Consider the following 12,708-nt stretch of genomic DNA (forward strand, 5'->3'; position numbering starts at 1 on the left):
ATATAATCAGCTAATTGTTTTATTGTTTGCAACATGAAAATCGTTCCTAAAGGTACTTCTACATCTAATTCTTTATGTATTGCACCGATAACCAATATTGCTTTTAAAGAATGTCCTCCTAATTCAAAGAAGTTATCCTCTGTACCAACAGTTTCTATACCAAGTACTTGTTGCCATATGTTAACTAAGATTTCTTCTGTTTCATTTTCTGGTGCTACATAAGGTCTTCCTGTTTCAATCTTCCCTTCTGGCTTTGGAAGAAGTTTTTTATCTATCTTACCATTTTGATTTAACGGCATTTTATCCAATTGTACAAAATACGATGGAAGCATATATTCTGGAAGTTTTTCACTTAAATTGCTTCTTAGTTCTGATGTTTTAATTTCCTTATCTGCTGTTATATAAGCACATAATACTTTTTCTGAACTTAACTCCCCTAATGCTATAACACAAGCTTCTTTAATTCCTTCTACTGTTAAAAGCTGTGTTTCTATTTCACCAATTTCTATTCTGAAGCCTCTGATTTTCACCTGTGCATCTATTCTTCCTAGGAATTCAATATTTCCATCAGACAACCATTTCACAAGGTCTCCTGTCTTATATAGATTTCCTTTTCCGCTGAAGTTGTCTGCTACAAACTTATCCTTTGTAAGTTCTTCTTGATTGAGATATCCTAAAGCAATTCCATCTCCACCAACCCAAAGTTCTCCTGGAACTCCTATTGGTTGCAATGCACCGTTTTTATCAACTATATAAGCAGTAGAATTGCTTATTGGTTTACCTATTGGTATGTTGTTCTCAAAATTATCTTCTATCCTATAACAAGTTGAGAAGGTAGTATTTTCCGTAGGTCCATATCCATTTATTATGTTAATTCCTGGGCAACTATTTCTTACATTAGCTATATGCTTTGGTGATAATATATCTCCACCTACAAGTAAATTCTTTATTCCTTCAAATAACTTAGGATTTTCTTGTGACAATTGGTTAAACAATGGTGATGTTAACCACATTGTAGTTATTTTATTTTCCTTAATAGCTTTTTCAAGTTTTTCAGCTTTTAATATAGTTTCATCCTCTACAAGATAAAGCTCTAAGCCATTAAGTAATGAACCCCAAATTTCAAAGGTAGAAGCATCAAATACTATTGCTCCAGTTTGAAGAATTCTATCATCTTCCTTAAACTCAATGTAGTTAGTGTTTTTAACTAATCTCACAACATTTCTATGAGTAACCATAACACCCTTAGGTTTTCCTGTAGACCCAGAAGTATATATTATATAAGCTAAGTCATCCGGTGAGTTTACATAATCTAAAGCTTCTGCTCCTTCTTTGTAAAGGCTAGTATCATTTAGATCTATAAGCTGTCCAGTAAAATCAACGCCTTCCTTTAAGCCACTATCTGTAAGGATAATCTTTGCATTACTGTCTTTTGTCATATGCTCTATCCTATCAATCGGATACTTTGGATCAATTGGAAGATACGCAGCACCTGCCTTGATAATAGCTAAAGTACCAACAAGCATTTCTATATTTCTCTTTGCAATGATACCAACGACATCATTAGACTTAACGCCCTTTGCTCTTAAGTTTCTAGCTAAAGCATTTGTTCTTTCATCCAGTTCTTTATAAGTTAATTTTTCATTCTCAAAAACAACTGCAATATTATTTGGCGTTTTTGATACTTGCTCTTCAAATAATTCATGTATTGATTTATCCCTTGGATACTCTGCTGTTGTATCATTAAATTCAACTAATACCTTATGTTCTTCTTCTTCATCTAAAAGTACAATATCTTTTATCTTTGTTTCTGTATCCAAAGCTATAGTTTTTACTATATTTAAGAAATGTTTTGCCATTCTTAATATAGATTCATTACTGTAAAGACTAGTTGCATAGCTTAAGTTAATGTATATTTCTTCATTTCCTTCAGCTGCAAACATTGTTATATCAAACTTTTCTACCGTATCTTTTTCATCTACTGGTTTTATAATTAAGTTCTCTACTTCCATCTCTGCATCTTCTGTATTTTGAAGTACAAACATAACATCCAATAATGGATTTCTACTTAAGTCTCTGTTTACATCAATCTTATCCACTAATTCTTCAAATTGATAATCTTGATTTTCATAGGCTAATAACGCTTTTTCTTTTACTATTTTTAAATAATTCTTAAAGCTTAATTGATTATCAACTGTAGTTCTTATAGCTAGGGTATTTACAAACATACCTATGATGTTTTCTAAATCTCTATGGTTTCTTCCAGCTATTGGACTACCTATTACTATATCTTCTTGTCCACTATATTTAGATAAAAGAATTTTGAAATTTGCAAGTAAAACCATATACATGGTACTTCCACTTTCTTTTGCTACTCTTCTTAAGCTTTCAGTGGTTTCTTTATCTAGAACAAAGCTTATATTATCTCCACTAAAGTCTTTAACCTTTGGTCTTGCAAAATCTGTAGGTAGATTTAATACTGGAATGTCTCCGCTGAATTCTTTTAGCCAATATTCTTCTTGGGCTTTAAATTCTTCGCTTTCTAGCTTCTTTAATTGCCATGCAGAGTAATCCTTATATTGAACCTTTAATTCCTCTAATTCTTTTCCTTGATATAACTGGCAGAACTCCTCTGTAAATATAGCCGTTGAAACTCCATCTGAAGCTATATGATGCATATCAAAACACATTCTATGGTTTTCATTATCAAGACTCATAACTGCTACTCTTAACAATGGGGCTTTAGTAAGATCAAATGGTCTTACAAATTCTGAAACCTTTTCTTCTACTTCTTCTATACTGCCTAATTCTATTTTTTCTATAGAAAATTCTATTTCTTCTAAGCTATGTACCTTTTGTACTACCTTACCATCATGAACATCAAAACTTGTTCTTAATATTTCGTGTCTCTCAATTAATTTTAATAACACGTCTTGAAGCTTAATTAAGTTTAAATCGCCTACTATTTCTAATGTTCCTGGCATATTGTATGCAATGCTAGTTTTATCAAACTCTTGAAGCATGTACATTCTCTTTTGTGCTGAAGAAGCTTCGTAAAATTCTCTCTCTTCTACCTTTTCTATAGCTACATAGCTTCTAGTATCAGTTGAAGATATATATTCACTAAGTCCTTTTATGGTTCCAACAGTGAATATCTCTTTTAGTGGCACTTCTACATTTAAGATTTTATGGATTCTACCAATCAGTGTAGTCGCTCTTAAGGAATGTCCTCCTAATTCAAAGAAGTTATCATTTATTCCTATCTTGTCTACGCCTAAGATTTCTTTCCATATTTCCACTAACTGTTCTTCTATTTCATTTCTTGGTGCTTCATATTCTACAGCTGTATCTATTGTTCCCTCTGGTTCTGGTAAGGCTTTTCTGTCTACCTTTCCATTTGGAGATAGTGGAAGCTTTTCTAAGCTTATAAAGAAAGATGGTATCATATAATCTGGTAAGTATTTTTTAACTTCTTCCTTTAACTCCTTAGCACTATACTCTACTTCTGACACATAATAAGCACATAGATATTTGTTTCTACCTTCGCCTTTATCTATGATTACTACGTCCTTAACTCCGTCTATTGCTAGTAGTGTATTTTCTATTTCACCAAGCTCGATTCTGAAACCTCTTACTTTTACTTGGAAGTCTTTTCTTCCTATAAACTCTATATTACCGTCAGGTAGCCATTTACCGATGTCTCCAGTTTTATACATTCTAACCTTGTTTTCTTCTTGGAATGGATCAAATCCGAAGGCTTCTTCCGTCTTCTCTGGATTATTGATATACCCTCTTCCTACACAAATACCTGATACACAAATTTCCCCTGGCACTCCAATTGGACAAAGTTCCATGTTTTCACTGATAATGTAGATATTTATGTTGTTTAACGGCTTACCAACTGGAATACTGCTTACATCTGTTGACTCCTCGATTATGTATTGAGTAATGTCATCAGAAGCTTCCGCTGGTCCATAAGCGTTAACCATCTTTTTATCTGGACATAAACTAAACCATCTTTGTATAACATTTGGCTTAGCAGCTTCTCCTGTTATCATAAGATATTTTAAGGAATCAAGGGTTACCTTAGTGGTTTCTATATAATCCATCATTACCATTATGTATGATGGTACTAATTCAAGAAGTGTAACCTTGTCTTTACATACTCTCTCAGTAAACTTCCCTACTTCAAGAATAAGATCATTTGGATATATTGCTGTTGTTCCGCCTAAGGCTAATGCTGCAAAGAACTGCCATACAGATATATCAAAACATTGATTTGCAGTTTGAGCGAATACTAAATTCTCATCTAATGCTAGTTCCTCTTGCTCCGCAAGAATATGATTTAGCATTCCTAGATGTTCAATCATAACTCCCTTTGGTTTTCCTGTTGAACCTGAAGTAAATAAGATGTAAGCTAGGTTATCTTGCGATACTTTTACATCAATATTTTTAGTATCCTCTGCTAAAATTTCTTCCTCTATAAGGTCAAGACAAATTATCTCACCCTTATATTCTGCTTTAAACTCTTCATCAATATATTTAGAAAGAGTTATTACAAAGTTAGCATTTCCATCTTGCAATATTCCTAATTTTCTTTGTGTTGGATATGTTACATCTAGGGGAATGTAAGCACCGCCTGCTTTCCATAAGCCCATTACACTTTCTACAAAGATTGGTGAACGATGAACCATAACACCTACAATGGTTTCCACATTGACACCTTTTCTTCTTAGGTAATTGGCAACTCTATTTGATTTTTCATTTAGTTCCTTATAAGATATCTTTTCATCTTCATATACGACAGCTATCTTATCTGGATTCTTAGCTGAGTTATCTTCAAACAGTTCATGTAAGGTTTTGCTAAAGTCATAATCAACTTTCTTACCATTAAACTCAGTTAATATCTGAGTTTTCTCTTCAGCTGTTATCAAGTTCACTTCTCTTAATTTTGCCTCCGGCTTTATAATTATTGTCTTTAATAAATTAATTAAGTGGTCTCTTATTCTTTCTACTGTTTCCTTTTTGAAAAGTGAGGTGCTATATTCTAGCTCAATTTCAATCTTGTTTTCTTCCTCAACAGCATCAAAGGATAAATCAAATTTAGCTGACTTTGAGTTGATTTCATAAGTTTTAAAGTTAAATCTCCCATTTCTATTTCAATATCTTCGGTGTTTTGCATTGTAAACATAACATCAAAGAATTGGTTTCTGCTCATATCTCTTGGGATATTTAATTTTTCAACTAACTCTTCAAATTGATAATCTTGATTTTCATATGCCTTTAGAGCTTTTTCTTTTACTGTTCTTAGGTATGACTTAAAGCTTAACTCTTTATCAACCTTGCTTCTTATTGCTAAGGTATTTACAAACATACCTATGATATTTTCTAAATCTCTATGATTTCTTCCAGCTATTGGGCTACCTATTACGATATCTTCTTGTCCACTATATTTAGCTAATAAAACCTTAAGATTTGCAAGTAATACCATATACATAGTGCTTCCAGTTTCTTTTGCTATCTCTCTTAAGCCTTCAGTCACTGTATTATCTAATTCAAAGATTATTCTATCTCCACTGAAATCTTTAACCTTTGGTCTTGGGTAATCTGTTGGCATATTTAGTACAGGTATTTCTTCACTAAATTCCTTCAACCAATATTCTTCTTGTTTTCTAAACTCTTCACTTTCTCTTCTCTTTAACTGCCATGCTGAGTAATCTTTATATTGTACCTTTAATTCTTCTAACTCTTCCCCAGCATATAACTTACTAAACTCACTTGTAAGTATTGCCATAGAAGCTCCATCTGATATTATGTGATGCATATCAAAGCACATGATATGTCTTTCACTACTTAAGCTTATGATTAATACTCTTAATAATGGCGCCTCAGTCAAATTAAAGATTCTAATAAAATCATTAATCTTTTCTTCAGCCTCTGCTTCACTTTCGGCTTCTACTCTTTCAATATTAAAATCTACAGCTTCTAAGCTGTTTACTTTTTGTACAACAGTGTCTTCTTCAACAAAGAAGCTTGTTCTTAGAGCTTCATGTCTTTCGATTAATTTTAAGAAAACTTCATTTAGCTTAGGAACATCAATTTCACCAACTATTTCTAATACCCCTGGAAGGTTATATGCTGTACTATCATCATCAATTTCTTGTAGCATATACATTCTCTTTTGGGCTGAGGAAGCTTCGTAGAATTCTTTTTCTTCAACCTTTTCTATTGCATTATAGGCCTTTTTATCCTCAGATAAATTATTTTCCATAGAAGCTACATATTCGCTAAGGCCTTTTATTGTTCCTATGCCGAATACTTCCTTCAATGGTACTTGAATTCCTAATTCCTTATGAATTCTTCCTACTAAGGTAGTAGCCTTTAAGGAATGTCCGCCTAATTCAAAGAAATTATCATTTATACCTATATTTTTTACACCTAAAACTTCTTGCCACATTTCTACTAGTTTTTCTTCTAGTTCATTTCTTGGTGCTTCGTATTCAACGCCTGTATCAATCTTACCTTCTGGTTCTGGTAGTGCTTTTCTATCTACCTTTCCATTCTGATTTAATGGCATACTTTCTAATCTTATGAAATAGGATGGTACCATATAATCTGGTAAAGATTTTTTAAGTTCTTCTCTTAGTAAACCTACACTATATTCCTTTTGTGACACATAGTAAGCACATAAGAATTTATTCCCTGTTTCGCCCTTATCTAGTACAATTACTTCTTTTATATCTTCTATTTTTAATAAAGCATCTTCTATTTCACCAAGTTCTATTCTAAAACCTCTTATTTTAACTTGATGATCTATTCTTCCAAGATACTCGATATTTCCATCTGGTAGCCATCTAGCTATATCACCAGTTCTATAGATAGTAGTACCTAAGTTAAATTTGTTAGGTACGAACTTTGCATTTGTAAGCTCTGTATTATTTAAATAACCCTTTGCAACACCAACACCACCTATACATAATTCTCCAATAACTCCTACTGGTTGAAGTTTATCATTTGCTCCAAGGATATAAGCTTGAAGGTTTTCCATAGGCTTACCAATAGGAACATTAATACCTTCCTTATAATCTTCAAGAGAATAAGCTGTTGAATAGATAGTCGCCTCTGTCGGACCATATATATTCTCAAGCTTTGCAGCTATATCAAAGGTTCTATATTTTTCAATAATACTTGGCGTTACTGCCTCACCTGCTAAGAAAATATATTTAAGAGATTTAGCAGACTCAATAGTTTCTTTGTCTAATAAAGTAGTGAACAAATTAAACATTGATGGAACAAAGTTTATATGAGTTACATTATATTTATTAATTGCATCGATAATCTTATCTGGTTCCTTTTCGTAGCCTTGATTTAGGATAGCTAGAGTTCCTCCATCCATATACCAACCAAAAATTTCTGCAACTGATACGTCAAAGGTATAAGCAGTTTTTAAAAGATATGTATCGTCACTATTTAATGGATATCTCTTTTGCAACGAAGATAAAATGTTTACTGCTGAACAATGAGAAATCAATACACCTTTTGGTTTACCAGTGGAACCTGAAGTATAGATTACATAAGCTGAGTCTGTGAAATCATTAGTATTCTCTATTGTTACAGCTTCACCTTGATATAGACTGCTATCTTCTAGATAAACCACCTCTACATTGCTATATGTATCCTTATTACAGTAAGTTTCCTTTGTTAATAATATATTTGCCTTACTATCTTCAAGCATAAAAGCAATTCTTTCTGTTGGATTTTCAGGATTCATAGGCATATAAGCCCCACCAGCCTTAAGTATCCCTAGTATTCCAACTATCATTTCAAAGGAGCGTTCAACCATTATTCCAACAATATCATTTGGTTTTACACCTTTATTTCTTAAAACTACTGCTAACTTATTTACTTTTTCATTTAATTCCTTATAAGTAAGCTTTTCTTCCCCATAAATAAGTGCTATACTATTTGGCGTTTTCTCAACTTGTGCTTCGAATAACTCTTGAAGTGTTCTTCTATACTCATAATCTGCTTCTGTATTATTAAAGTCTTTTAATATAAGATTTTTTTCTTCTTTATCTAAAATTTCAATGTCTGCTAATTTGCTATTAGGATTTTCAACAATACCTTTTAATAAAGTTAAAAGATGCTTAGACATATTTTCTATAGTGTGCTTTTTAAAGAGTTTTGTGCAATATTCAAATTCAAATTTAAGCTCTTTTTCATCTTCAACAGCATTTAAGGTAATGTCAAACATTGAAGACTTCACTTCATAATCATAAGGAGTAAAGGTAAATTCCTTTATATCACTTTCTTTGCTAAAGCCAGTGTTTTGCATAACAAACATGATATCAAATAAAGGATTTCTACTTAAATCTCTCTTGATTTGTAATTTATCTATTAATTCTTCAAACTGATAATCTTGGTTCTCAAAGGCTCTTAATGAATTATCCTTAATCTCAGAAACAAATTCCTTGAAAGTCTTATTGGCATTTGGGAAATTCCTTAAAGCAAGAGTATTTACAAACATACCTATTATGTCTTCTAATTCTGTTTGTGTTCTTCCCGCTATTGGAGAACCAATTATAATATCATCTTGTCCAGTATATCTATGTAATAGCACATTGAAAGCAGCAAGAACCATCATATAAGTAGTTGTTCCTGTTTCTGTAGCTAGTGCCCTTAATCTTTCTGTTAATGTTGCATCTGCAACAAAGTTTACACTGTCTCCATCAAAAGCTTGAACTGTAGGACGAGAATAATCTGTTGGTAAGTTAAGTACAGGTATCTCTCCTTTTAAGTTTTCAAGCCAGAATTCTTCTTGCTTTTTCATAACCTCAGCTTTCAGAAGTTTATTTTGCCAAGCAGAATAATCCTTATATTGTAATGTCAATGGCTTCAATTCTATGCCTTTATAAAGCATTAAGAATTCACTAATAAATACATCCATAGACATACCATCAGAAATAATATGATGCATATCTATCATAATAATGTGTTTCAATTCATTAATTTTAATAATTCCAACTCTTAAAAGAGGAGCATTTTTCAAATCAAAGGGTTCTATAAATCCATCAACTATTCCTTTTACTTCATCTTCTTTTGCTTCATATAGATCAATATTAAAATCAACTTCTTTATGTATTATTTGAACTGGGTTTCCATCTTGAACCTTAAAGGAAGTTCTAAAGGCTTCATGTCTAGCAACTAACTTTTTAATTACTGACTGGAATTTCTCAGTATCAAATTTTCCTTCAAAAATTTCTATAACAGGCATGTTATAGCTTGTATCTTCTTCATTAAGTTCATTGATTACAAACAATCTCTTTTGAGCTGAAGATACTTCATAAAATTCTTGTTCTGGTACAGGCTTTATTTCTTCAAATTGAGCATTTTTATCTTTTCCATCTATAAAGTTTGCCATTTCTCTGATTGTAGGTGCACTAAATAATTGGTTTAAGGAAATACTCTTATTTAGCTCACTGTTGATTTTTGAAATCAATCTTATAGCAAGTAGAGAATGTCCTCCTAAATCAAAGAAATTATCTGTTACACCTATCTTTTCTGTAGCTAATATTTTCTGCCATATATCAACTAATTGACTTTCTGTTTCACTTTCTGCAGCTACATATTCCTTTGACAAATCAAGTATACTTTCTGGTTTTGGTAAAGATTTTCTATCAATCTTACCACTGATAAGCAGTGGAAGTTCTTCTAGTTGTATGAAATATGTTGGAACCATGTACTCTGGTAAATATCCTAGAATGTAATTCTTAAGCTCTATAGCTTCTACATTTCTAGTAGCTGAGAAGTATGCACAAAGATATTTAGCACCATTTTGGTCTTCTAAATCAATTACTACTGCATCTTTTATAGCCTCAAAATCTGCTAATCTGCTTTCGATTTCTCCTAGCTCAATTCTAAGTCCTCTGATTTTTACTTGGAAATCGTTTCTTCCTATAAATTCTATATTGCCATCTGATAGCCATCTTCCAAGGTCACCAGTTTTATATAATCTTTCTGCAGAGCCTTCTATAAAGGTATCCTTAAAGAATGATGCATTTGTTCTCTTTTCATCATTTATATATCCTCTTCCAACACCAATACCAGCAACACAGATTTCTCCAACCACACCCTCTGGGCATAATCTCATATCCTTATCTACAATGTAGATTCTCATATTTGTTACAGGCTTACCTGTAGGGATGTTTATATAGTTTTCTGGTAATTTGTCCATTATAAATTGAGTAACGTCGTCAGAAGCTTCCGCTGGACCATAAGCGTTAACCATTTTTATACCAGGGAACAACTCAAACCATCGCTTAATAACCTGTGGTTTTACTGCTTCACCAGTGATGATTAAATACTTTAAATTTTCAAGAGTTAATTTACTTTCTTCTAAGTAATCCATCATTACCATAAGATATGATGGTACTACCTCAAGTAAAGTCACTTGATCTTTTATTATGCTGTCTGTAAATTCTTCTGAATTTAATATCATGTCATTAGGATAAATTGCTGTAGTTCCTCCTAAAGCAAGGGCTCCAAAGAACTGCCACACTGAAATATCAAAACATTGATTTGCATTTTGAGCAAACACTAAATTTGTATCAAGATTTAATTCATCTCTTTCTGCAAATATGTGATTAAGCATACCCATGTGTTCTATCATTACTCCCTTTGGTTTTCCTGTTGAACCAGAAGTAAATAAAACATAAGCAAGGTTATTTTGTGCTATCTCTATATTTAAATTTTCAGCTTCTTCTTCAAGAATTTTATCTTCAACTAAATCAACGCAGATTATATTTCCTTTGTAGTTTGCCTTAAACTCTTCATCTATATATTCTGATTTAGTTATCACATAATTAGCCTTTGAATCTTCTAATATTCCAAGTTTTCTTTGAATTGGATAATTAGTATCTACTGGTATGTACGCTCCCCCAGCTTTCCAAATACCCATTACTGATTCTATAAACAATGGTGAACGTTCTAGCATTACTACTACAAGACTTTCCACATCCACACCTTGTTTTCTCAAATATCTAGCTACTTTGTTTGCCTTTATATTTAACTGACTATATGATATTTTTTCATCTTTAAAAATTACTGCAGTTTTGTCTTTATCTTTTACTGCATTTTCTTCGAATAATTGTGGCAATGTTTTGCTGAAATCATAATGTGTTTTTATGGCAATCTCATTGTCTGATACTTTGGATTCTTCTGTTCTATCAGAAAGCATTTCTACATTATTGAATCCGAAAAGTAATTTTTCTTTTTCTTCCTTTGTTAATATTTCTATGTTTCCTACTAAAACTTCTGGATTAGCACCTACTATTTTAGCTACAGTTCTAAAATGGCCTTCAATTGATTTTACAAATTCACTGTCATATACAGCGCTATTGTATCCAATTTGAACAACTGTATTTTCACCTGGAAGTATATCTATATTAAAATCATAATTTGTTTGTTCAAAGTTCTGTACATTACTTATTTCAAGACCTAGATACTTACATATCTCAAGGCCTCCTATAAATTCATCTAAAGGATAATCTTCTATAACTAAAATATTGTCCATAAGATTTTGTTTTAAATCTGTTTGCGCTTGTATATCCGCTAATGAACAATATTCATAGCTTTGAGCGTTAATAGAATCTTCATGAATCTTTCCTACTAACTCTTTAAAACTCATAGTTTTTGAATTCTTAACATACACAGGCACTGTATTGATGAATAATCCCATCATCTCTTCTATTCCTGGAACTTCTGCTGGTCTTCCTGCCACTACAAGTCCAAAAACAGCTTCCTCTGTATTGTTATATCTTTGTAGAAGGATTCCCCAAATTCCTTGGTAAACAGTATTCACTGGAACATTTGAAGCAAGAGCTACAGCCTTCAAATCCTCTATAAGCTTTTTATCAAGGTTAAAGTTAAATTCCTTAGAAAGATATTTTTCTTCCTTACTTTTTACTGCAGACTTTGGAATACAAGTCTCATTTTCACAGCCTTCAAAGCGTTTTTTCCAGAAATTAAGTGCTTCTTTTGTATCCTGCTTTTTAAGCCAATTGATATAATTGCTAAACGGATACGCTTCTTCTACTTCTACAGGAAGTTTTTCTTTTATCGTCTTATAATTATCAAAAACATCTCTTACGATTATTCCTAGACACCATCCATCCATAATTATGTGGTGATGACTCCATATGATTTTATAAGTATCCTCAGCTGTCTTAAGTATTGATACTCTCATCAATATATCTTTTTGCAAATCAAAGCCTTTTTTTCTATCCTCTGCTTTAAAAGCTTCTATATATTGTTCCTTTTCTTCCTCTTGAAAATTCACTATATCCTCAAAATGAATTTTCATTCTTCTTTCTTTTAAAACAATCTGTATTGGTTCATCTATGTTACTATATTTAAATATTGTTCTTAATACATCATATTTTGCTATAAGTGAATTAAAGCTTTCTTCAAATAGTTCTACAGAAAAGTCTCCTTTTATATCAAAGGACATCTGCTCAAAATATGCTTCCGATTCATTATCCATTAATGCATGAAATAGCATTCCTTGCTGCATAGGTGTCAACGGATATATTTTTTTTATTTGTACTTTCTTTTTCATGTTCATAAACAATTTCTCCCCTTAGAAGTGTCCACTAGTAATAAAACCTATATCATCATTTCTTTCTAATCCATTCTTAATTCTAATTTCCA

Annotated in this window: 1 pseudogene; it reads right to left on the bottom strand. The window is 31.9% G+C overall.

Features of this window, described 5'->3' with window-relative positions:
• Positions 1–13: 13 nt before the first annotated feature.
• Positions 14–12,622: pseudogene (locus tag CLOCEL_RS23870) on the bottom strand (amino acid adenylation domain-containing protein); the annotation flags it as partial.
• Positions 12,623–12,708: the final 86 nt, after the last annotated feature.

The organism is Clostridium cellulovorans 743B (assembly GCF_000145275.1).
GTDB classification, from domain to species: Bacteria; Bacillota; Clostridia; order Clostridiales; family Clostridiaceae; genus Clostridium_K; species Clostridium_K cellulovorans.